Annotated in this window: 22 protein-coding genes; 17 read left to right on the top strand and 5 right to left on the bottom strand. The window is 67.5% G+C overall.

The genetic code is table 11. From position 1 onward, the window contains the following. Positions 1–262: 262 nt before the first annotated feature. Positions 263–1,252 (top strand): XdhC family protein, encoded by a 990-nt coding sequence (locus CQ050_RS28630; RefSeq protein WP_105560219.1) that lies wholly within the window; start codon positions 263–265, stop codon positions 1,250–1,252. A 39-nt stretch (positions 1,253–1,291) separates the two neighbouring features. Here the strand turns inward: CQ050_RS28630 and CQ050_RS28625 are convergent, their stop codons facing one another. Together CQ050_RS28625 and CQ050_RS28620 are read right to left on the bottom strand one after the other, a co-directional pair. Beyond that, positions 1,292–1,759, bottom strand: a complete 468-nt coding sequence (locus CQ050_RS28625; RefSeq protein ID WP_369868999.1) for a MarR family winged helix-turn-helix transcriptional regulator — start codon at positions 1,757–1,759, stop codon at positions 1,292–1,294. Between the two features lie 188 nt (positions 1,760–1,947). Next, positions 1,948–2,856: a LysR family transcriptional regulator gene (locus tag CQ050_RS28620; RefSeq protein ID WP_105560217.1), complete on the bottom strand. Its 909-nt coding sequence runs from the start codon at positions 2,854–2,856 to the stop codon at positions 1,948–1,950. 121 nt (positions 2,857–2,977) lie between these two features. Between CQ050_RS28620 and CQ050_RS28615 the strand changes: the two genes are divergently transcribed. The 16 genes from CQ050_RS28615 (at position 2,978) to ccmI (ending at position 16,115) form a co-directional block, all read left to right on the top strand. Then, positions 2,978–3,940, top strand: a complete 963-nt coding sequence (locus tag CQ050_RS28615) for a 3-hydroxyacyl-CoA dehydrogenase family protein (protein WP_105560216.1) — start codon at positions 2,978–2,980, stop codon at positions 3,938–3,940. Beyond that, positions 3,937–4,791, top strand: coding sequence for a 3-keto-5-aminohexanoate cleavage protein (locus CQ050_RS28610; RefSeq protein WP_105560215.1), 855 nt, complete (start codon positions 3,937–3,939; stop codon positions 4,789–4,791). The genes CQ050_RS28615 and CQ050_RS28610 overlap by 4 nt, the downstream gene beginning before the upstream one ends. A gap of 185 nt (positions 4,792–4,976) precedes the next feature. Next, complete coding sequence (gene napE / locus CQ050_RS28605; protein ID WP_105560214.1) at positions 4,977–5,135, top strand: periplasmic nitrate reductase, NapE protein; 159 nt, start codon at positions 4,977–4,979, stop codon at positions 5,133–5,135. Between the two features lie 20 nt (positions 5,136–5,155). After that, entirely contained in the window at positions 5,156–5,473 is a 318-nt protein-coding gene (locus tag CQ050_RS28600; RefSeq protein ID WP_105560213.1) for a chaperone NapD, read from the top strand. Then, a complete protein-coding gene (gene napA / locus CQ050_RS28595; protein WP_105560212.1) occupies positions 5,457–7,952 on the top strand; it encodes a periplasmic nitrate reductase subunit alpha in 2,496 nt (831 codons plus the stop codon). The genes CQ050_RS28600 and napA overlap by 17 nt, the downstream gene beginning before the upstream one ends. A gap of 20 nt (positions 7,953–7,972) precedes the next feature. Beyond that, on the top strand, positions 7,973–8,449 hold the full coding sequence (locus tag CQ050_RS28590) for a nitrate reductase cytochrome c-type subunit (protein ID WP_105560211.1): 477 nt from the start codon (positions 7,973–7,975) through the stop codon (positions 8,447–8,449). A 15-nt stretch (positions 8,450–8,464) separates the two neighbouring features. After that, positions 8,465–9,103, top strand: coding sequence for a cytochrome c3 family protein (locus CQ050_RS28585; protein WP_105560210.1), 639 nt, complete (start codon positions 8,465–8,467; stop codon positions 9,101–9,103). After that, positions 9,090–9,773, top strand: coding sequence for a heme ABC exporter ATP-binding protein CcmA (gene ccmA / locus CQ050_RS28580; protein WP_105560209.1), 684 nt, complete (start codon positions 9,090–9,092; stop codon positions 9,771–9,773). Before CQ050_RS28585 ends, ccmA begins: the two co-directional genes overlap by 14 nt. After that, positions 9,739–10,404, top strand: a complete 666-nt coding sequence (gene ccmB, locus CQ050_RS28575; RefSeq protein ID WP_105560208.1) for a heme exporter protein CcmB — start codon at positions 9,739–9,741, stop codon at positions 10,402–10,404. Before ccmA ends, ccmB begins: the two co-directional genes overlap by 35 nt. 8 nt (positions 10,405–10,412) lie before the next feature. Further along, positions 10,413–11,204, top strand: coding sequence for a heme ABC transporter permease CcmC (ccmC, locus tag CQ050_RS28570; RefSeq protein WP_105560207.1), 792 nt, complete (start codon positions 10,413–10,415; stop codon positions 11,202–11,204). Further along, positions 11,201–11,365 carry a heme exporter protein CcmD gene (gene ccmD, locus CQ050_RS28565; protein ID WP_105560206.1) on the top strand — a complete coding sequence of 55 codons (165 nt, stop codon included), beginning with the start codon at positions 11,201–11,203 and terminating at the stop codon, positions 11,363–11,365. Before ccmC ends, ccmD begins: the two co-directional genes overlap by 4 nt. Further along, positions 11,362–11,823, top strand: coding sequence for a cytochrome c maturation protein CcmE (ccmE, locus tag CQ050_RS28560; protein ID WP_105560205.1), 462 nt, complete (start codon positions 11,362–11,364; stop codon positions 11,821–11,823). The genes ccmD and ccmE overlap by 4 nt, the downstream gene beginning before the upstream one ends. After that, positions 11,820–13,829: a heme lyase CcmF/NrfE family subunit gene (locus CQ050_RS28555; protein ID WP_105560204.1), complete on the top strand. Its 2,010-nt coding sequence runs from the start codon at positions 11,820–11,822 to the stop codon at positions 13,827–13,829. The genes ccmE and CQ050_RS28555 overlap by 4 nt, the downstream gene beginning before the upstream one ends. After that, positions 13,829–14,350, top strand: a complete 522-nt coding sequence (locus CQ050_RS28550) for a DsbE family thiol:disulfide interchange protein (protein ID WP_105560203.1) — start codon at positions 13,829–13,831, stop codon at positions 14,348–14,350. Before CQ050_RS28555 ends, CQ050_RS28550 begins: the two co-directional genes overlap by 1 nt. Next, the gene (locus CQ050_RS28545; RefSeq protein WP_233214352.1) at positions 14,347–14,835 is read left to right on the top strand and encodes a cytochrome c-type biogenesis protein; all 489 of its coding nucleotides are present in this window, start codon (positions 14,347–14,349) and stop codon (positions 14,833–14,835) included. Before CQ050_RS28550 ends, CQ050_RS28545 begins: the two co-directional genes overlap by 4 nt. Beyond that, positions 14,832–16,115 carry a c-type cytochrome biogenesis protein CcmI gene (gene ccmI / locus CQ050_RS28540; RefSeq protein ID WP_105560202.1) on the top strand — a complete coding sequence of 428 codons (1,284 nt, stop codon included), beginning with the start codon at positions 14,832–14,834 and terminating at the stop codon, positions 16,113–16,115. The genes CQ050_RS28545 and ccmI overlap by 4 nt, the downstream gene beginning before the upstream one ends. A gap of 29 nt (positions 16,116–16,144) precedes the next feature. Here ccmI and CQ050_RS28535 read toward each other — a convergent pair whose 3' ends face one another. From CQ050_RS28535 to dsrO, 3 genes are all read right to left on the bottom strand, one after another. After that, positions 16,145–19,327, bottom strand: coding sequence for a tetrathionate reductase subunit A (locus tag CQ050_RS28535; protein ID WP_105560251.1), 3,183 nt, complete (start codon positions 19,325–19,327; stop codon positions 16,145–16,147). A gap of 78 nt (positions 19,328–19,405) precedes the next feature. After that, on the bottom strand, positions 19,406–20,440 hold the full coding sequence (nrfD, locus tag CQ050_RS28530; RefSeq protein ID WP_105560201.1) for an NrfD/PsrC family molybdoenzyme membrane anchor subunit: 1,035 nt from the start codon (positions 20,438–20,440) through the stop codon (positions 19,406–19,408). A 19-nt stretch (positions 20,441–20,459) separates the two neighbouring features. Further along, a complete protein-coding gene (gene dsrO, locus CQ050_RS28525; protein WP_105560200.1) occupies positions 20,460–21,230 on the bottom strand; it encodes a sulfate reduction electron transfer complex DsrMKJOP subunit DsrO in 771 nt (256 codons plus the stop codon). Positions 21,231–21,330: the final 100 nt, after the last annotated feature.

Genomic DNA, 21,330 nt, shown 5'->3' with positions numbered 1-21,330 from the left:
ACCGGAACTACGCACGGCATCTCCGCAAGGGAGGATCCGCGCCGTCCGGCTTCCGAATTTACGTCAGTATACTGACTTTATAGTCAGCGTACTGACCAATTAGGGAAATCCCGGGGCGGGACATGGCCCGCGGATCAAGGTCGAAAAAAGGCGCGAAAATAGTAGGGATAGACACTAGAGACATCGCCCCGACTCATCAGTACAGTGAACATATGCCGTGCCCGCGGCCTTCTTCCGCGGGCCCCGCCTCAGTGAGAAGCCGATGAACGCCCTGGACCTTGACGTACTGCAACTTGCCCGCGACTGGGTCGCCGCCGGCAGCCGCGTGCACCTGATCACCGTCGTGCAGACCTGGGGCTCGGCGCCCCGGCAAGCGGGCGCCATGCTGGCCGTGCGCGACGACGGCCGGGTAGCCGGTTCGGTGTCCGGCGGGTGCATCGAAGACGATCTGATCGCAAGAGCCCGCGCCGGCGAGCTTGAAGACGCCCCTGCCCGCCTGACCTACGGCGTCACGCGGGACGAGGCCGCGCGCTTTGGCCTGCCTTGCGGCGGCACGCTGCGCCTGATCAGCGAACGGCTGCGCGACACGGTATGGCTGGACCGGGTGCTGGCGTCGATCCGCGAGCACCGCCTGATCCAGCGCACGGTGGACCTGCTGGACGGCCACACGTCAGTGTCGCCCGCCGGCCCCGCCGATGGGCCGGATTTCGACGGCCGCATCTTCCGCAGCGTGTATGGCCCGCGTTGGCGGCTGCTGATCATCGGCGCGAACCAGACGGCCCGCGTGTTGGCGGACATCGCCGCGACGCTGGAATTCCACGTCACGGTGTGCGACCCGCGCGAAGAGTTCTTCACCGATTGGAGCGCGTCCCAGGCCACGCTGCTGACCAGCATGCCGGACGACGCGGTACTGGAAATTGGCACCGACGAGCGCACCGCGATCGTCGCCGTCACCCACGACCCCAAGCTGGACGACATGGCGCTACTGGAAGCGTTGAAGTCCCGCGCGTTTTACGTCGGCGCGCTGGGTTCGCGCGCCAACCAGGAAAAGCGGCGCGAGCGGCTGCGGTTGTTCGACCTGGACGACAGCCAGATCGCCCGCCTGCACGGCCCGGTGGGCCTGGGCATCGCCAGCAAGACGCCGGCCGAGATCGCGGTGGCGATCGCCGCCGAACTGATCTGGGTGCGCAACACGCTGGGCGATGGGCAGGCCGCCCGCGGCGTGGCCCGGATGAACGCGCTGAAGAACTGAAAGCGAAAAGGCGCGCGCCGTGGGCGCGGCGCCTGCGCCTTACATCGGCTTCAGGGTCGTGCGGCTGTACTGGTTGTTGGCTTCCACCAGCGTGGAAAGCAGCTTCATGAAGATTTCCTGATTGCGCGTGGACAAGGGTTCCAGCAAGCGCTGCTGCGCCCGGGCCATGCCTTCCTGCAACAGTCCCATGATGCGCAAGCCTTCCGGGGTAATCACCGCCTGGCGCGAACGCTTGTCGGTAGGATTGACCCGGCGTTCCACCAAGCCGCGCTCCTGTAGCCGCTTGACGACATCGGCGGTGGTGGTGCGGTCCAGGCCCAGTTCCATGCCGATGGCGGTCTGGTCCAGCCACGGGCTGAGCGACAGCGCGGTCAGCACACCGTACTGCACAGGCGTCACGTTCTGCGTCTTGCATTCTTCGTAGAACATGGCGTAGTGGATCTGGTTCAAGCGCCGCACCAGATAGCCGGGCCGCGACCACAGCACCTGCTTTGCCGGATCGAAAATATTGTTGTCTGTCTTCTGAGTTGCGACGCGCTTCTGGGACGTCGTCTTTTTCTGTACATCCGGCACGTTGAGGCAGCTCCGATATTAGTTAGTGTACTGAGAATAATACCACCGGCTGCTCCGTGTCGACTGCCATTGCGCGGCCGCTTGCGGGAAATCAAAAGCGCCGTGACGCCCTTGGCGAAAGGCTACCGCGGATGCGCGGCCAAATACGTTTTTAGGGTCTGCACCAGCGCCGCCGCGGCCGGTGAAAGGCTGCGGTTGCGCGAGGTGACCAGGCCAATCGAACGCTCTGCCACCGGCCCGGTCAGCGGCCGCTGGACGATGGCGGTCTGCGATACCGCACCCGCCGCGATCTCGGGCAAGGCGGCCACGCCGAAGCCGCACTCGACCATGGCCACGATGGTCGTCAGATGCTCGGCTTCGAACGCCGGCGTGAAGCGGATGCGGTTTTGCAAGAAGGCCCATTCCGTGTACTGGCGCACGCTGCTGGGCTGCACCATCGACACGTGCGCGGCGGTCGCGGTGTCGGCCCAGCGTAGCGGGCCCCGCGTCTTGGCCAGCGGATGCGATTCGGGGATCAGCAGCAGGAAGCTGTCGGACAGCAGCGGCACGTAATGCAGGTCGGCGTGCTGGGGGTCGGCGGCGGTCAGCGCGAAGTCCACCTCGCCCGCGCGCACTAGGTCGAAGGCCGGGCCCGACAGCGTGTCGCGCACTTTCAGCGCGACGTGCGGGTGCGCCTGGCGGTAGGCCATCAGCACGCGCGGCAGCAGCCGGGCCGCCAGCGACGGCAGCGCGGCCACCGACACCTGGCCCCGCTCTGCGCTGGTGATGCCGCTGACCGCCGCGATCGCGTCGCGGAACGCCACCTGCAGGGTCGCGGCCTGCTGCATGAAGACTTCGCCCGCCGCCGTCAGCCGCACCGTGCGGGTGGTGCGGTCGAACAGCCGCACGCCCAGGGCCTCTTCGATGCGCTGGACCTGCGTCGACAGCGCCGATTGCGACAGGTGCAACTGCGCCGCCGCCTGCCGGAAATTCAGTGTGCGGCCCAGCACCAGCGTGGTGTCGATATCGCGCATCGAAAGATTGATCTGCATGATGCCTTGCGTGTCTCTATTGATCTGTTTTAACGATCATTCTATCCAAAAAATCTGATTCATCAATCAAAGCGGCTTCTCTACACTCGCCCCCAACGACGATGCAAGAAGGGAGCAAACCATGCAGACGGACGCAACAGCGCTGCCCAATCCGGGCGCGGCGCATGCAGTGGTAGTGGGCGGCGGCACGATGGGCGCGGACGTGGCGGTGGTGCTGACCCGCGCGGCCTGCCGGACGACCGTGATCGAATCCAACCCGGAACGCGCGGCCGGCCTGCCCGCCCGCGTGGCCGAAAACCTGAAGACCATCGGCCGCGAAGCCAATGCCGCGCTGCTGGCCACCGCGCCCAGCCTGGACGCCGTGGACTGGTCCACCGTGGACCTGGTCATCGAGTGCATTCCTGAACGCCTGGACATCAAGCAGGCGCTATTCGCGGACCTGGCCCGGCGCGCCCGTCCGGACGCCATCCTGGCCAGCAACAGTTCCAGCTTCCCCATCAGCGCCATCAGCCAGGGCCTGGACACGCGAGGCCGCATGCTGGGCCTGCACTTCTTCATGCCCGCGCACCTGGTGCCGCTGGTGGAAGTCGTGCTGGGCGAGGCCAGCGACAATGCCTGCGCGGATTCCCTCATCGCCTTCATGCGCCGCTGCGGCAGCGTGCCAGTGAAGGTCAAGCAGGACCTGCCCGGCTTCCTGGCCAACCGCTTGCAACACGCGCTGTCGCGCGAAGCGTTCGACCTGATCGACCGCGGCATCGCCTCGCCGGAAGACGTGGACGCGGCCGTGCGCTTCGGCTTTGGTTTCCGTTTCCTGGCGGCCGGCCCCGTCATGCAACGCGACCACGCGGGCATTGACGTGCACGCGGCCGCGGGCGCGACCATGTACCCGACCTTCTGCAATGCGGACCATCCCGCGCGCTGCCTGACCGAACGCGCGGCCGACGGCCGCTACGGCATGAAAGCGGGCGAAGGCTTCTACGCCTGGACGCCCGAGACCATTGCCGCCGAGCGCGCGCGCTACGACCGCCTGCTGCGCGCCGGCCTAGACCTGATCAGCGCCGAACTGCCGGAGATCCAGCCTTGAACGCCTCCGTCCTGCCGCGCGCCGCGCTGGCCCAGTCCCCCGTCATCATCACCGTGGCGCCCAACGGCGCCTACAAGAAAGCCGCCGACCACCCTGCCGTGCCGATGACGCCCGATGCGTTGGCGCTTGAAGCCCGGGCCTGCCTGGACGCAGGCGCCGGCATGATGCACATGCACGTGCGCAAGCCCGACGGCAGCCACCTGCTGGACGCGCATGCCTACCGCGAAGCGCTGGCGGCCGTCGACCGCGCCGTGGGCCGCGAGTTGCTGGTGCAGGTCACCAGCGAAGCCGCGGGGGTCTACAAGGCGGCCGAGCAGATCGCGCTGGTGCGCGAACTGCAACCCGAGGCCGTATCCATGGGCCTGCGCGAAATTGCCGTGCCGGAGATCCCTGAAACGGAACTGGCGGCGTTTTTCGCGTGGGTCGCCGAACGCCGCATCATGGCCCAGATCATTCTGTACGACGACGGCGATGTGCAGCGCTGGCAGTCGCTGCGCGCGCGCGGGCTGGTGCCCCCGGGCGCCTGGTCGGTGCTGTTCGTGCTGGGCCGCTATAGCGTGGGCCAGACGTCTTCGGCCTACGACCTGCTGCCCTTCCTGGCGGCATACGACCACACGCTGCCCTGGGCGATCTGCGCGTTCGGCGCCGAGGAAAACGCTTGCGTCACGACGGCGGCGGCATTCGGCGGCCACATGCGCGTGGGTTTCGAGAACAACTTGAAGCTGCGCGATGGCAGCATCGCGCCGGGCAATGCGGCGCTTGTCCGGCAGGCCGCCGAAGGCGCTCGCGCGCTGGGCCGGCCCTTGGCCACCGCGGAAGACGCGCGGCGCATCTACGGCGCCATCGCCTGATCATCAACGCGAATCAGTATCAAGTGCCTGACGCTTTTCGGAAAAGCGTCAGGCACTTTCGTATACAGCGCCACGGCGCGATTGTTTCGCCGTGATGCAACATTGACGGCATGTAAAAGCACTGCTAAAAAGTCCGACATCCGCACGTTCAATGCAATACCCCAACTGTCATAGTGAGGTGGTGTGTGCAAAACGAGTCTGATGGCTATACGAAGCCTCAGGAGCTACGAAGTTTCCTGTTCCTGACGGCTGTCATGGCCCCCGTCCTGACGGTGGTCATCGTGGCGGGCTACGGCTTCATCGTCTGGTTCTATCAGTTGATCGCCGGCCCCCCGGGCAGCTGATGCCACGCGCCGGAACCCCCATGTCCGCGCCTTCCTTCCCCGCGCCGTCCCCCACGCCGCCCGAGCTGCATATCGCCAGCCTGGTCGTGCATGCCTTGCCTAAACGCCTGCCCGACGTCCGCGCCGCCATCCTGGCCGTCGCGGGATCTGAAATCCATGGCGCGTCCGACACCGGGAAACTGGTGGTCACGCTGGAAGCGCCTTCCACCGACGACATGATGGCGCGGATCTCGCAGATCCAACGCCTGGATGGCGTGCTGGCCTCGGCGCTGGTCTACCAGCACGCCGACACGCTTGCCGCGATGAACGAGGAGATTGGCGATGTCCATGGCTCGTAGAGACTTCATCAAGCAATCCGCCGCCGCGGCCGCCGCCACGGTGGCGGGCATCCCCATCGTCGGATACACGCAGAACATCGTGACGGAATCCGAAGCGGCCAAGCTGAAATGGTCCAAGGCGCCCTGTAGATTCTGCGGGACCGGCTGCGGCGTGAACGTCGCGGTGAAGGACAACCAGGTCGTGGCCACGCACGGCGATTTCAACGCCGAGGTCAACAAGGGCCTGAACTGCGTCAAGGGCTACTTCCTGTCCAAGATCATGTACGGCAACGACCGGCTGACCACCCCGCTCTTGCGCATGAAAGACGGCAAGTACGCCAAGGACGGAGAGTTCGCGCCGGTGTCCTGGGACCAGGCGTTCGACGTGATGGCCGAACAGTTCAAGCGGGTGCTGAAGGACAAGGGGCCGACCGCCGTCGGCATGTTCGGGTCGGGACAATGGACCGTGTGGGAAGGCTATGCCGCGCTGAAGCTGATGAAGGCGGGCTTCCGGTCGAACAACCTGGATCCGAACGCGCGGCACTGCATGGCGTCGGCCGCCGTGGGGTTCATGCGGACCTTCGGCGCCGACGAGCCCATGGGCTGCTATGACGACATCGAGAACGCCGACGCCTTCGTGCTGTGGGGTTCGAACATGGCCGAAATGCACCCTATCCTGTGGACGCGCGTTACCGACCGCCGGCTGTCCGCGCCAAAAACCAAGGTCGCGGTGCTGTCGACCTTCGAGCATCGCTCTTACGAACTGGCCGACCTGACGCTGACCTTCACCCCGCAGACCGACCTGGCGATCTTGAACTACATCGCCAACTACATCATCCAGACCAAGCGCGTGAACCGCGACTTCGTCGACAAGCACACCGTGTTCCACGAAGGCAATACCGACATCGGCTATGGCTTGCGGCCCGACCATCCCTTGCAAAAGGCCGCCAAGAACGCCGACAAGGCCGGCGGTTCCAAGCCCATCACCTACGACGATTTCGCCAAGTTCGTCTCGAAGTACGACCTGGAATACACCTCCAAGCTGACCGGCGTGCCTCAGAAGCAGTTGCAGGACCTGGCCGAGCTCTACGCCGATCCGAAAATCCGCGTGACCTCGTTCTGGACCATGGGCTTTAACCAGCACACGCGCGGCGTGTGGGCCAACAACATGGTCTACAACATCCACCTGCTGACGGGCAAGATCTCGACGCCGGGCAACAGCCCGTTTTCGTTGACGGGGCAGCCCTCGGCCTGCGGCACGGCGCGCGAAGTGGGCACGTTTTCCCACCGCCTGCCCGCCGATCTGGTGGTAACCAACCCCAAGCACCGCGCGCACGCGGAAGACATCTGGCAACTGCCCGACGGCACCATCCCCGACAAGGTGGGCGCGCACGCCGTGCTGCAGAATCGCATGCTGAAGGACGGCAAGATCAACGCCTACTGGGTGATGGTCAACAACAACATGCAGGCCGCGGCCAACCTGATGAACGAAGGCCTGCCGGGCTACCGCAACCCCGACAACTTCATCGTGGTGTCGGACGCCTACCCCACCGTCACGACCATTTCGGCCGACCTGATCCTGCCCGCGGCCATGTGGGTGGAAAAAGAAGGCGCCTACGGCAATGCCGAACGGCGCACCCAGTTCTGGCATCAACTGGTGAATGCCCCGGGCGACGCGCGTTCCGACCTGTGGCAGCTGATGGAATTTTCCAAGCGCTTCAAGGTGGAAGAGGTCTGGCCCGCCGACCTGCTGGCCAAAAAGCCCGAGTACCGGGGCAAGACCCTGTTCGACGTCCTGTTTGCCAACGGAAAGGTCAACAAATACCCCAACAGCGAACTCAACGCGGAATACGAAAACCAGGAGGCGAAGGCCTTCGGCTTCTATGCGCAGAAGGGCCTGTTCGAGGAATATGCCGAATTCGGCCGCGGCCACGGCCACGACCTGGCCCCCTTCGATACGTACCACGAGGCGCGCGGCCTGCGCTGGCCCGTCGTCAACGGCAAGGAAACCCTGTGGCGCTACCGCGAAGGCAGCGATCCCTACGTGAAGGCGGGCGCCGGCTTCGAGTTCTACGGCAACCCGGATGGCCGCGCCGTCATCTACGCCCTGCCCTACGAACCGCCTCCGGAGTCGCCGGACAAGGAATATCCGTTCTGGCTATCCACCGGGCGCGTCCTGGAGCACTGGCATTCCGGATCCATGACGCGGCGGGTGCCCGAACTGTATCGGGCGTTTCCCAACGCGGTCTGTTTCATGCACCCCGACGACGCGCAGGCGATGGGCCTGCGGCGCGGCGTGGAAGTGGAGATCGAGTCGCGGCGCGGCAAGATGCGCACCCGGCTGGAGACCCGCGGACGCAACAAGCCACCGCGCGGCCTGGTGTTCGTGCCCTGGTTCGACGCCGGCCAGCTGATCAACAAGGTCACGCTGGACGCCACTGACCCGATCTCGTTCCAGACCGACTTCAAGAAGTGCGCGGTCAAGATCGTCAAGGTCTGAACGGCCCCCGGGAGACAGCCATGAAGCTACGCGCCGCCATCATCGCCATCGGCATCCTTCTGGGTTCGGCCGCCTGGGCCGCGCCGCCGCTAGAGGTCGAGGACCCCATGCGCGGGCCGACCCCGATCGCGGAAGAAGCTGATCCGCCCCTGATCAGCCCGATCGAGAACAAGGACATCAAGCGGATGCGCACCTATTCGATGCAGCCGCCGACGATTCCGCACAAGATCGACGGCTATCAGATCGACAAGAACTACAACCGCTGCCTGGCCTGCCACGCGCGGGTGAACACCGAGGAAACGCAGGCGCCGCCCCTGAGCGTGACGCACTACATGGACCGCGACAGCAACGTATTGGCCGAGGTTTCGCCGCGGCGCTACTTCTGTGTGCAGTGCCACGTGCCGCAGGCCGAGGCCAAGCCGCTGGTGTCCAACACGTATCAGGACATCGACGTGATCCTCAAGCGCCTGACGGCCCCGGCCACCGACAAGAAGTAAGGGATTGATGCCGCCATGTTCAAGCTCCTCAAGCGCTACTGGAACATCATCCGCCGCCCCAGCGTGCACTTCAGCCTGGGCTTTTTGACGATCGGCGGCTTCATCGGCGGCATCCTGTTCTGGGGCGCCTTCAACACCGCCATGGAACTGACCAACACGGAAAAATTCTGCACGGGCTGCCATGAAATGCGCGACAACGTGTATGCGGAATTGAAGGGCACCATCCATTTCACCAACCGTTCGGGCGTGCGCGCCCTGTGTTCGGACTGCCACGTTCCGCACAACTGGACGGACAAGATCGCCCGCAAGATGCAGGCGTCCAAGGAAGTGTGGGGCAAGATCTTCGGCACCATCGACACGCGCGAAAAGTTCGTGGACAAGCGGCTGGAACTTGCCCGGCACGAATGGGCGCGCTTCAAGGCCAACGACTCGCTGGAATGCCGCAATTGCCACAACTACGAATACATGGATTTCACGCGCCAGAGCGTGCGCGCGCAGAACATGCACTCCACCTACCTGGCGGACAAGACCAAGACCTGCATCGATTGCCACAAGGGCATCGCCCATACGCTGCCGCACATTCCGCCCGGCCAGACCTCTGACGCGACACCGCCGGCCGGAGGACCCAAAGAGGTGGCGAATGCGGCCCGCTGACGTACCGCTGCCGATGCTCGCCGCCAGCGGACTGCGTAGCCCGCGCGGCGGCCCGGAAGGCCAGCGTCCCGTTGACTTCGACCTGCATCGCGGCCAGCTCCTGCATGTACAAGGCGCCAACGGCAGCGGCAAGACAAGCCTGCTGCGCATGCTGGCGGGCCTGCTGCGCCCGCTGGCCGGCGCGCTGCATTCGGAAGGCCGGGACGTGCGCCGCGATCCCGCCGCGTACTTCGCCCGCGTGGCGTTCCTGGGCCATGCCAATGGCCTGTGCGGCGAATTGACCGCGCTGGAAAACGTGCGCTACGCCCTGCATGTGGCGGGCACGCCGCAAGATGATGAGGCCATTGCCGCCGCCCTGCACCGCTGGCGGCTGGAAGCCTGTCTGCACCTGCCTGCGTCCCGGCTGTCCCAAGGCCAGGGGCGCCGCCTGGCGATGGCCGCCGTGGCGCTGGGCGGCAAGCCCCTGTGGTTGCTGGACGAACCCGACGCCGGTCTGGACACGGCCAGCCTGGACCAATTGTGGCGGGCGCTGGACGCGCACCTGGACGCGGGTGGCGCGGCGGTGCTGGCGTCGCACCGGGCGCCGGGCACCGCTGCCTCCCGCACGCAAACCCTGAACATGGATGACTACGCGGATGCTGGCTACGCTGTCTCAGTTGGCGCTGCGTGACGTCCGGCTGGCCTGGAGGCGGCCGGCGGATACGCTGGGCGCCACGCTGTTCTTCATTGTCGCGGGCTCGCTCTTCCCGCTGGCGGTCGGCCCCGACCCCGCCTTGCTGCTGGCGATCGGGCCGGGCGTGCTGTGGGTCTGCGCGCTGCTGGGCATTCTGCTGAGTCTGCACCGCCCCTTTACGCAGGACCACGATAACGGCGCGCTGGAGCAGTTGCTGGTGTCGCCCCATCCGCTGCCGCTGTTGGTGGGCGTGAAGCTGGCCGCACACTGGTTCAGCGCTTGCCTGCCGCTGATTCTTGCGAGCCCCGTGCTGGCCCTGCAATTCGGCCTGCCGCCGCAGGCGATCGGCGTGCTCGTTCTGTCCTTGCTGCTGGGCACGCCCACGCTGGCGTTGGTAGGCGGCCTGGGCGCGGCGCTAACGCTGGGCCTGCGCGGCGGCGCGCTGCTGCCCTTGCTGGTGCTGCCGCTCTACGTGCCGGTACTGATCTTCGGCGCCGGCGCGGTATCCGCCACGCATGCGGGTCTGGGCGCTGGCCCGCAATTGTCATTGCTGGGCGCTTGCCTGTGCCTGGCGATCCTGTTGTGCCCCTGGAGCGCCTCCGCCGCGCTGCGCGTGGCGCTGGACTGAGAGGCCCCATGCATAAGCAACCCGCCTTCGATTCGCCTTACGCCGCCGGCCCGTCCGCGTCCGGCGGCGGCTGGATGCGTTACGCCTCGCCGGCCGTGTTCTATCCGCTGGCCGGCCGCCTGATCCCCGTGCTGGCGCTGGCCGCCGCGCTTTTCGCGTGCGCGGGCCTGTACGTGGGCCTGGCCGTGGCGCCCACCGACAGCCAGCAGGGCGAGGTCTACCGCATCCTGTTCATCCACGTGGCCGCGGCGTGGATGTCGATGTTCCTGTATCTGGTGATGGCGGGCTACGCCGCGCTGGGGCTGATCTACAACACGCGCCTGTCGTTCATGATGATGCGCGCGCTGGCGCCCACGGGCGCGCTCTTCACCTTCCTGACGTTGTGGACCGGCGCCCTGTGGGGCAAGCCCACCTGGGGCGCGTGGTGGGTCTGGGATGCGCGGCTGACGTCGGAACTGATCCTGCTCTTCCTGTATCTGGGTTTCATGGCCTTGCAGGCCGCCACCGACGATGTCCGCCGCGCCGATCGCGGCGGCGCCATCCTGCTGCTGGCCGGCGTGGTGAACGTGCCCATCATCTATTTCTCGGTGCGATGGTGGAGCACGCTGCATCAGGGCGCCTCCATCAACCTGACCTCGGCGCCCAGCATGGCCCGCATCATGGTCGCCGCCATGCTGCTGATGGTGGCCGCCTTCTGGCTGTACAGCGCGGCGGTGGCGTTGGCGCGCGTGCGCGGCCTTATCGCCGAACGCGAGCCCGCCGCGGCGCGCGCCGGCCGCTCCACCCCGGAGGCCCCATGAGCTGGGACGCGCTGTTCTCGCTGCACGGCCACGGCCCCTACATCCTGGGCGCCTACGGCGTCACGCTGGCGTTGATGGGGCTGGAAGCCTTCGTGTTGTGGCGGCGTGCCCGTGCCCGGCGCGCCACCACGCGCGGGCACGCTGGCAAGGGCGTCCAATGACGCCGCGCAAGCGCCGCATGTTCGCCATCGCGGGCGGACTGGGCCTGCTGGCGCTGGCCACCGCGCTGGTGCTCAACGCCCTGCAATCGAACCTGGTGTTCTTCTTCAGCCCGACACAGGTGGTGGCGAAAGAAGCGCCTCGCAACGGCAGCTTCCGCGTGGGCGGGCTGGTGGAACAAGGCTCGGTGCGCCGCGAAGCCGACGGGCTGACCCTGCGGTTCATCGTGACCGACACCGCGCACACCGTGCCGGTGACCTATCAAGGCCTGCTGCCGGACCTGTTCCGCGAAGGCAAGGGCGTGGTGGTCGCGGGCAAGCTGGACGCCAACGGCGTGTTCCGCGCCACCGAAGTGCTAGCCAAGCATGACGAGAACTACATGCCGCCGGAGGCCGCGGATGCGCTCAAACGCGCCGGCAAGACCACGGCCGCCAACACGATGCAGGCGGAGACGCGATGATTCCCGAGATCGGCCTGTTCAGCCTGATCCTGGCGCTGCTGACGGCGCTGGCGCAGACCATCCTGCCGCTGGTCGGCGCCGCCACCGGCTGGCAGGCCGGGCTACGCGTGGCGCGGCCCGCCGCCGTGGGCCAGTTCTGCCTGACCGTGCTGGCCTTCGGCTGTCTGGCGTGGTCCTTCGTGCACAACGATTTCTCGGTGCTGTATGTGGCCGGCAACTCCCACGCGGACCTGCCCGCGGCCTATCGCTTCGCGGCGGTCTGGGGCGGGCACGAAGGGTCGCTGCTGTTGTGGCTGCTGCTGCTGACTGCCTGGACCCTGGCCGTGGCCGTGTTCAGCCGCCGCCTGCCCCTGGCCTTCGCTGGCCGCGTGCTGGCGGTGATGGGAGGGATCAGCGTGGGCCTTCTGCTGTTCCTCTTGTTCCTGTCCAATCCGTTTGAACGGCTGATGCCGCCCGCCATGGCCGGCCGCGACCTGAACCCGTTGCTGCAAGACCCCGGCATGATCGTGCATCCCCCCATGCTCTACATGGGCTATGTCGGGTTTTCCGTGGCATTCGCCTTCGCGATCGCGGCCCTGTTGTCGGGCGAACTGGATGCGCTGTGGGCGCGCTGGGTCCGGCCCTGGACGCTGGCCGCCTGGACCTTCCTGACCGTCGGCATTCTGCTGGGCAGCGCCTGGGCCTACTACGTGCTGGGCTGGGGCGGCTGGTGGTTCTGGGACCCGGTGGAGAACGCGTCGTTCATACCGTGGCTGGCGGGCACGGCACTGATCCATTCGCTGATCGTGACCGAGCGCCGCGGCGCTTTCCGCAGCTGGACCGTGCTGCTGGCGATTTGCACGTTTTCGCTCAGCATCCTGGGCACGTTCCTGGTCCGCTCCGGCGTGCTGACCTCCGTGCACGCCTTTGCGGTAGACCCCGGCCGCGGCTTGTACATCCTGGCGTTCATGACCGTGATCGTCGGCGGATCCCTCGCCCTGTACGCCTGGCGCGCGCCGACGGTCGGCCTGGGCGGCGGATTTTCGCTGTTGTCGCGGGAATCCCTGCTGCTATCGAACAACGTCGTCTTGACCGTGGCCGCCGGCTCGGTGCTGCTGGGCACGCTCTATCCGGTGGTGCTGGACGTGCTGGACTGGGGCAAGATATCCATCGGGCCACCCTACTTCGAAGCCGTGTTCGTACCGCTGATGACGCCGGCCATCTTCCTGATGGGCGTGGGTCCCATGGCCCGTTGGAAACAGGCCGACATGCCCGATCTGGGCCGGCGGCTGCGCGTCGCGTTCGCGGTCAGCGTGGCGACGGCCGTGTTGTTGCCGCTGGCCATGCCGGGCGCGCCGCGGCTGGGCTCGCCCATGATCGTGCTGGGCCTGTGGCTGGCGGCATGGTCGGTCGCAAGCACCGCCGCGCACGCCGCGCAGCGGCTGACGGACGGCGGCGGCCAATGGCTGCGCCGCCTGGGCCGCCAGCCGCGCGCCTGGTACGGCATGCTGCTGGCGCATGCCGGCATAGGCATATTCATCGCCGGCGTCACGCTGGCCAATGGCTACGAGGTCAAACATGAACTGCGGATGGAACTGGGCGCCACGCAGGAAGCCGGCGGCTACCAGTTCACGTTCGCCAGCCTGGCGCCCGCGGCGGGCCCGAACTACACCGCGCAGCGCGCCGTGTTCCCTGTCACGCGCGACGGCAAACCCGTGGTGACGCTGTATCCCGAGAAACGCCTGTACACCGTGCAGGACATGGCGCTCAGCCAGGCCGACATCGACAGCGGCTTCACCCGCGACCTGTTCGTGGCGCTGGGCGAGCCCGTGGGCGACACGGCGTGGACCGTGCGCATCCAGGTCAAACCCTTCATGACCTGGATCTGGACCGGCTGCCTGCTGATGGCCCTGGGCGGCCTGCTGGCGGCAGGCGACAAGCGCTACCGACGCGCGCAGGATGCCGCGGCCCGCCTGCCCAAGGCCGACGCCGCCCCGTCCGCGCATGCCGCGCGAGGGGGGGCCTGATGCTGCGCTACCTGCTGCCGCTTGGCGCCTTCATGGCGATGGCCGTGTTCCTGGCCATGGGCCTGTCGCGCGACCCGCGCGCGGTGCCGTCGGCCATGATCGACAAGCCCGCCCCGCCCATCGACTTGCCGCTGCTGCAGGCGCCCGCCCAGCGGCTGGACTTGCAATCGCTGCAGGGGCAGGTCTGGCTGCTGAACGTATGGGCGTCGTGGTGCGGCCCCTGCCGCGATGAACTGCCGGTGCTGCGCGACGTCGCCCAGCGCCACGGCATTCCGCTGTATGGCTTGAACTACAAGGACAAGCCAGAAGACGCGCGGGACTGGCTGGCACGCAACGGCAATCCCTACGTCGCGTCCGCCAGCGACACCGACGGCCGGGTCGGCATCGAATACGGGGTCTACGGCGTACCCGAGACCTTTGTCATCGATGGCGCCGGGCGCATCCGCTACAAGCAACTGGGCCTGATCACGCCGGACATCTGGCGCACCCGGATCCAACCCGTGATCGAGGCGTTGCAATGAACGCGGCCCGGCTTCTTGCCACGTGGCTGCTGGCGCTGGCGTGCAGCGTGGGGACGATCCTGGCCGCGGCCCCGGCATCCGCCGCGCCAACGCCGGCCGCCCTGCCCCCGCTGTCGGCCGCCGACCAGCAACGCGCCGACAAGCTGGCGCACGGTTTGCGCTGCCTGGTCTGCCAGAACCAGACGCTGGCGGATTCCAATGCGCCATTGGCGCACGATATGCGCAACCTGATCCATGCCCAGTTGGCCGAGGGCCGCAGCGACGCCCAGATCATGCGTTTCTTCGAAGACCGCTACGGGGATTTCGTCCGTTACGATCCGCCATTCAAGCCGGCCACCTGGCTGCTGTGGCTGGGACCGTTCGCGCTGCTGGCGCTGGGGTTCTGGGTGCTGCTGCGCACACTGAAACGCCGCTCGGGCGCACGCCCTCCGCTGACCGCCGACGAACGCGCCCGCGCCGCCCGCTTTCTGGATACCGGTTCATGACCACGCTCTGGCTTGTCGTCCTGTTGCTGCTGCTGGCCACGCTGCTGTGCCTGATCCCGCCGCTGGTGCGGCGCGCGCCGCCCGCAGGGCCGGCATCCGATGCCAGCGTGCGCGCGTTCTACCTGGCCCAACGCGACCAGCTGCGGCGCGACAGGCAGAACGGCAGCCTGAGCGCCGATGGCCTGGCGCGAGCGGAAGACGAGCTGCAGCGCGACCTGCTGCAAGACCTGGCATTGCGCCAGCAACAGGCCGCGCCAGTCCGCGGCCAGCGCGCGGGCGTGGCGGCCGCTTGCCTGCTGAGCGTGCTGATCCCCGTTGCCGCCGTGGTGCTGTACGGCAAGCTGGGCAATCCCCGCGCGGCGGCCGATGTTTCCGTCATGGCGGGCGCCGCCGAGCCGCATGCGGCCGAGACCGGCGACGACATGGCGGTGGCCATCAACGCGCTGGCCCAACGGCTACGCCAATCGCCCGACGACGCGGACGGCTGGTACACGCTGGCGCGCTCATATGAAACGCTGGGCCGTTACGCCGACGCCGTGGCCGCCTATCAACAGGTGCTGCGTCTGTTCCCCGGCCAACCCGCCGTGCTGGCCGACATGGCCGATGCGCTGTTGTCGGCCAACCGCGGCGAGCCGGACGCCAATGCCGTCGAGGCAGTGGCGCAGGCGTTGGCCACGCAGCCGGACCAGCCCAAGGCCTTGGCGCTGGCGGGCATGATGGCCCTGCGGCGCGGCGATGCGGCCGAGGCGCTGGCCCACTGGGAACGTTTGCAAGCCCTGCTGCCGCCGGATTCCGAAGCCGCGCGGCAGATCCAATCCAACATCGCCCAGGCGCGCGCCATGGCAGCCGGCACGACGGCCGGATCGAATCGCGCATTGCCTGCGTCGGCCGGGACGAAAGCTGAAGCGAAGCCTGCCGGGGACGCGTCCGCCTCCGCCGCCCGCATCAGCGGGCAAGCCCGCATCGCCGACGCCTTGCGGGGCCAGGTCCAGCCCGGCGATACCGTGTTCATCCTGGCGCGTCCCGTCGAGGGGTCGCGCATGCCGCTGGCGATCTTGCAGTGGCGGGTGTCGGACCTGCCGCGAGCGTTCGTGCTGGATGACAGCAGCGCCATGTCGCCCGACGCCACCCTGTCGCGGGCCAGCAAAGTCCGCGTGGAAATCCGCATCAGCCGGTCTGGCACGGCCGCCGCGCGTGCTGGCGACCTGAGCGGCGTGTTGCCCGATGTGGCCGTCGGCGCGGACGGCCTGGAACTGGTGGCCGACACCCTCGTGCGCTAATGCGCACCGGCATCGGCCGCCGCGTCCGCCTACGCGCGCTCGATGCGCGCGGGCAGCCCCTGGCGCACCGCGGCGCCAGACACCCAGTCGATCCAGACGTTGGCGTGCTCGCCCCGCGTGGCGTCGCCAAAACCCAGGTCGTTCAGGTTGACGCCTGCCGCCAGCGCGGGATCGTGCGGCATGGGTTTGCCATCGACCACGTGGGCGCGCGCGCCCAGCTCCGTGTGGCCGTAGCCGTGCTCGATGCCCACCGCGCCCGGCTGGATGCCGTCGCGCAACAGCGCCAGCCCCGTCACGGCGCCGCCCGGTGTCACGATGCGCACGGGGTCGCCGTTGCGCAGCCCCAGGCGTTCGCCATCCTGCCGGTTGATCGACACCGGGTTGTGCGGATGCACCTGACGCAATCGGTTCACACCGATGGACATGGAGCTCATCAGGTTCGACTTGAACGAGCTGAGCAGGAAGGGCCATTGCTGCGCCGGGTACTCGGCGCGCATGTCGCGGCCGTCGGCCAGACGCGCCGGATACCAGGTGGGACAGCCGCTGTAGCGTTCGCCCGTCATGGCGTGACGGAACCCCGCAAGTTCCTCGCTCCATATCTGCAAGGGCTTGGCGTAAGCCTGGCGCGTGTGCCGGTTCGGCCCCTTGTCCACCCAGGCGTCGTCCATCTTTTCGAAGCGCCCGCCCCGGCTCATCAACATGGCGACCTGCCGCCATTCGCCCGGTTTCAGCTTCTGTTGAAGCAGGCTGCGGTAGCGGTCGACGCCGGTCAGCGCCATGTCGTCATCGCTGGCCTCGGGCACCGCTCGGCCGGCCGCGAACGCGATGTTGGCCATGCCGCGCAAGAAGAAGTCCTCGGGGGTGTCCAGGGCGTACTTGGCGCCCTCCTTGTCCGAGATCGCGTTTTCGCCAAAGCCCGGCATGCCCAGGCGCTTGGCGCAGGCGATCAGGAACGTCTCGAGGCAGACCGGCTCGTTGGTGGCCGTGCGCGCCACGCGCGGTTGCACGGCGGGCCAACGCACGGTGGAGGCCTTGGCCACCACGTCGGCCCAGGGCGCGGACACGCCCCAGCTTTCGTAGGTAACGGTGTCCGGCACGATGTAGTCGGCCAGCGCATTGGTTTCATTGATGAAGGCGTTGATCGACACCGATAGCGGCAGGATGCGCGGGTCTTTCATCTTGTCGATGATCACGCCCTTCAAGCCCGCGATGCCGTAGATCGGGTTGCTCATGTGGTTGAACCAGACCTTGGCGCGGTACGGGTAACCCGCCAGGGCGGACGCCAGCATTTCGGAACTGAGCCCGCCCGTGGCCGGATACCACGGCGCGGACGCCGGATACGCCGGCTGGCCCGCCGCTTTCTTGCGCTTGAATTCGCTGGATTTCTCGTAGGGAAAGCGGTTGCGCGACAAGGCGACGCCCTTCGGCGTGGCGCGGTTGGCGAACCCTGCGATGTTGTAGCGCGGGCCGGGGCCATAAGGCGGGAACGGGCCGGCATCCAGTACCAGGCCGCCATCCACGTTCAGGTTGCCCACCAGCGTGTTCAGCATGGCGATGGCGTAGGCCGTGTAGAACCCCGCACCGCTCATCGTGCCGCCATGCGCGTCGGCCACGGCGCGCTTGCCGTAGCTGGTGAAGCGCTTGGCCAGCGATGCGATCTTGTCGGTCGGCACGCCGCACAGGCCGGCGTAGTCGTCCAGCGTCTTGCGGTGCGACTCTTCGCGCAGCAAGGCCAGGGACGAGCAGACGCGCACGGTTTCCGCGCCGCCTGCCATGCCGGGCACGGCGATGCGCTCGTCGACGAACAACGTGGCGGCCGTCGCGGCCGTATGCGGCGCCAGCGTGCCGTCTTCCAGGCGCACCGCGTAGACGTCTTCCCATTTTTCGTCCGCGTCGGCCGGCCGCGGCCAGCCCAGGTCCGCGCCGCGCACGAACGTGCCCAGGCGCGGGTGGCCGGGTTCCGCCACCACCAGATGCGTGGCGTTGGTCCAGGCCGCTTCCCCTGCCGCCTTCATGGCGTTGGGGCCGGGCTGCGCCAACATGCGGGCGTCGAAGCGCTCGTTGTCAAGGATCCAACGGATCAGGCCCATCGCCAATGCCAGGTCGCTGGCGGGATTCACGGGCACCCATTCGTTGCCCGAACCGGCCGACAGGCTGGAGGACGCGGGCAGCACGGGCGAAACCACCACGTACGTGAAGCTGTCTGCTTCCGGCCGCACCCGCGCTTCGGCCAGTTGCCGGGCCTGGCGTTGGAACGGGTTGCCCGCTTGCGCCGGCGCCGCGCCGATGAACAGGCCGAAGCGCGCATTATCCCAATCGGGTTTGCCGTGCGGCATGCTCTTCAAGTCGCCCAACGCGGCGCCCGCGCCCACACGGAAGCTCTGCCCGCAGTACGAACCGTGGTTGCTGAAGTTGACCGTGCCGAACGACTGCCCGGCAAAGCGCTGGATCAGCGGCGTGCGGCCTTCGTTGGAAGCATCGGTGAACAGGAACTGGTTGACCTTGGCGCCGTATTCGGGATTGTCGGGGTCCAGCAGCGTGTCGCGGTCGAAGATGGCGCGCAAGCCTTCCACGTGGCCTTCGCCGAACAGGTCGCCGCCTTCGCACACTTCCTGCACCAGCTGTTCAAACGAGATGCTTTGCCACTTGCCCTCGCCCCGCCCACCGACCCGTTTCATGGGTTGCAGCACGCGGAACGGGCTGTTCATCTGTTCCAGCATGGCCGAGCCGCGCGCGCATGACGTGGCGCGGCCTTCCAGGCCGTTTTCGCCCCCTAGCTGCGCATAGACCTCGCGCACCGGGGTTTCCATCGCTGCGGGGCGCGTGGTTGCCAGCGGATGGTAGGGGTTGCCCGCCACGCGCAGGATGCGGTTCTCTTTGGTATCCACGCGCAGGCGCACGCCGCATTGGGTCCAGCAGCCCAGGCAGCTGGATGGGCTGACCGTCTGGCCCGGCTGGGCGGCCAACGCGCCAGTCAACGGGTCGATGCGGAATTCCGCAGTCAGCGAATTGCCGCGCACGGCATGCGCGGTGGCGACGCCGGCGGTGCCGTGCGTCAGGCCTTTCACGGCGCGGGTGACGGTCTCGCCGTAGCCGGCCGCGAAGGCCGCCATGCCGCCGGCGACCAGGCCGCCTCGCACCATCAGCTTGCGCCGTGCCGCGTCGGCCACGGCATCGCCGGGCGTGCCGGCCGCATCAGGCGCATCAGGCATGCTGGCGGCGCCAGGCTTGTCGTCTTCGTGTTGCTTGTCCATTGCTTTGTCTTCCATGTGCATTCGTCTTGCGGCGGGTCAGGCCGCCATGCCGCGCGCGCGCGCCGGGAACCGTTCCAGGGCCCAGGCCGTGGCGGTGACCAGCGCCACGCACAGGCCCAGTACGCCGGTCATGCCCAGCAGGCCATCGCTGCCCCAAGGCATGTCGTACAGGTACAGGCCGGCGCCGTACTTGGGCACGCCCTGCACGCTCATGAACACGACCCAGCGGAAGATCCACGCGGCGGCCAGCATGGTCAGCGCCAGCGCGGCGGACGGCAGCGGCGCGGCCAGCGCGCGTGCCGGACGCTGCAGCAGCGCGATCATGCAGAAGGCCGTGATGACCGCGCCCGCCAGGCTGATGCGCCAGATGGGGAAGTCGGCGAATAGCCGCAAGGCGGCGTCGAACGACGGGTCAATGCCCAGGGTGCCCAGCAGGCCCCATGCGCCGGCACCCAGCGCCATCAGCACGACCGCGGCAAGACTCAGTTGGCGCAGCATGCCCACCGGCAAGGCCTTCATGCCGCCGGGCAGCCACCGGCCCACCAGGAACATGGCGCCCAGCGCGCCCAACCAGGCGGTCAACGCGAAGTTCACGGGTAAAAACACCGTGTGCCACAGGGGCCGCGAACGCAGCACCATGACTTCGGCGCCGGTATAGACCAGGATCGAGATGGCGGACAACGCCAGGGCCACGCCCACCAGGCGAGCCCAGCCGATGCGGCCCCACCACCAGGCGGCGCAGAACAGTACGGCCAGCCCCACGAACACGGGCAGCAGCAAGGCGCCCAGCCACATCCATGACCACGGCGTGGCTTGCGTGTAGAAGTGCCAGAACCTGCCGGGCTGGTGCAGGTCGGCCAGCAGCGACACGGGCGCGGCGATGGCGGTGACCAGCAGCACCGTCGCTGCCGCAGGCAGTAATCGGCGCGCCGGCGAGCCTTGGGAGCCGAAGGCGGCAAAGGCGGCGGTCAGCGCGGTGGTGGCGCTGATGCCGATAAGGAAGAAGTACTGCACGGCCCAAGGCAGCCAGGCGGCGTCATAGACCGGTGTGAGCAATTCCGAGATCTGCATGAAAGTCCCCTGTGTTGGCTCAATGTCCGCCAGCCAGGCGTACGCCGGCCTGGCCGTCTACCTGGTGCACGAACGCGTCGGGCAGGCCGATGTAATAGACGTGGGGGTCGGCCTTCATTTCTGGCTTCAGGACTTTGATGTCGGCTTTGTGTTCGACCAGCAGGCGGGAAATGGCGCTGTCGGGGTCGTTCATGTCGCCGATGACGCGCGCGCCGCCGACGCAGCTTTCCACGCAGGCGGGCAGCAGGCCGGCTTCCAGGCGGTGTTCGCAGAACGTGCACTTGTCGGCCGTTTGCGTGTCGTGGTTGATGAAGCGGGCGTCATAGGGGCAGGCTTGCACGCAGTAGGCGCAGCCGACGCAGCGTTCGTTGTCGACCAGCACGATGCCGTCTTCACGCTGGAAGGTGGCTTGCACGGGACAGACGGGGACGCAGGGGGGGTTGTCGCAGTGGTTGCACAGGCGCGGCAGCATGACCATGGCGGCGGCGCTGCCATCGTCGGGGGTGACTTCGTATTGCAGGACGGTGGTGCGGAATTGCCCGATGGGGGGCAGGTTTTCCATGGAACAGCTGACCGTACAGGATTGGCAGCCGATGCATTTGCGCATGTCGACGACCATGCCGTAGCGCTTGCCGGGGATGCCGGGGCGGCGCGGGGGTTGGCCGTTCAGGCCGGTGGCTTCGGCGTGGATCGGGATGATGGTGGCGGCGGCGCTCAGGCCAAGGAGTCCTTTCAGGAAGCCACGTTTACTGGGTAGAGGGGGTTCTGGAGAGGCGGGTGAAGGGGGCATTGCGGAGGGCTCCGGGACGGTTACTTTTTGTTGTTATTAACTTATCACTTCTGGTTATATAGGGGGTTGATTTGGGTCAAATGGGGGACGGATATGGGGG

Origin of the sequence: Achromobacter sp. MYb9 (assembly GCF_002975275.1) — a bacterium.
Classification (GTDB): Bacteria; Pseudomonadota; Gammaproteobacteria; order Burkholderiales; family Burkholderiaceae_B; genus Achromobacter.
The sequence above is the reverse complement of the archived record's forward strand: the minus strand, read 5'-3'. Positions and strand labels throughout refer to the sequence as shown.

Coding starts and splice junctions, on each gene's coding strand:
- CQ050_RS28630 (WP_105560219.1), top strand. CDS start 263: ATGAACGCCCTGGACCTTGACGTACTGCAACTTGCCCGCGACTGGGTC.
- CQ050_RS28620 (WP_105560217.1), bottom strand. CDS start 2,856: ATGCAGATCAATCTTTCGATGCGCGATATCGACACCACGCTGGTGCTG.
- CQ050_RS28615 (WP_105560216.1), top strand. CDS start 2,978: ATGCAGACGGACGCAACAGCGCTGCCCAATCCGGGCGCGGCGCATGCA.
- CQ050_RS28600 (WP_105560213.1), top strand. CDS start 5,156: ATGTCCGCGCCTTCCTTCCCCGCGCCGTCCCCCACGCCGCCCGAGCTG.
- napA (WP_105560212.1), top strand. CDS start 5,457: ATGTCCATGGCTCGTAGAGACTTCATCAAGCAATCCGCCGCCGCGGCC.
- CQ050_RS28590 (WP_105560211.1), top strand. CDS start 7,973: ATGAAGCTACGCGCCGCCATCATCGCCATCGGCATCCTTCTGGGTTCG.
- CQ050_RS28585 (WP_105560210.1), top strand. CDS start 8,465: ATGTTCAAGCTCCTCAAGCGCTACTGGAACATCATCCGCCGCCCCAGC.
- ccmA (WP_105560209.1), top strand. CDS start 9,090: ATGCGGCCCGCTGACGTACCGCTGCCGATGCTCGCCGCCAGCGGACTG.
- ccmB (WP_105560208.1), top strand. CDS start 9,739: ATGCTGGCTACGCTGTCTCAGTTGGCGCTGCGTGACGTCCGGCTGGCC.
- ccmC (WP_105560207.1), top strand. CDS start 10,413: ATGCATAAGCAACCCGCCTTCGATTCGCCTTACGCCGCCGGCCCGTCC.
- ccmD (WP_105560206.1), top strand. CDS start 11,201: ATGAGCTGGGACGCGCTGTTCTCGCTGCACGGCCACGGCCCCTACATC.
- ccmE (WP_105560205.1), top strand. CDS start 11,362: ATGACGCCGCGCAAGCGCCGCATGTTCGCCATCGCGGGCGGACTGGGC.
- CQ050_RS28555 (WP_105560204.1), top strand. CDS start 11,820: ATGATTCCCGAGATCGGCCTGTTCAGCCTGATCCTGGCGCTGCTGACG.
- CQ050_RS28550 (WP_105560203.1), top strand. CDS start 13,829: ATGCTGCGCTACCTGCTGCCGCTTGGCGCCTTCATGGCGATGGCCGTG.
- CQ050_RS28545 (WP_233214352.1), top strand. CDS start 14,347: ATGAACGCGGCCCGGCTTCTTGCCACGTGGCTGCTGGCGCTGGCGTGC.
- ccmI (WP_105560202.1), top strand. CDS start 14,832: ATGACCACGCTCTGGCTTGTCGTCCTGTTGCTGCTGCTGGCCACGCTG.
- CQ050_RS28535 (WP_105560251.1), bottom strand. CDS start 19,327: ATGCCTGATGCGCCTGATGCGGCCGGCACGCCCGGCGATGCCGTGGCC.
- nrfD (WP_105560201.1), bottom strand. CDS start 20,440: ATGCAGATCTCGGAATTGCTCACACCGGTCTATGACGCCGCCTGGCTG.
- dsrO (WP_105560200.1), bottom strand. CDS start 21,230: ATGCCCCCTTCACCCGCCTCTCCAGAACCCCCTCTACCCAGTAAACGT.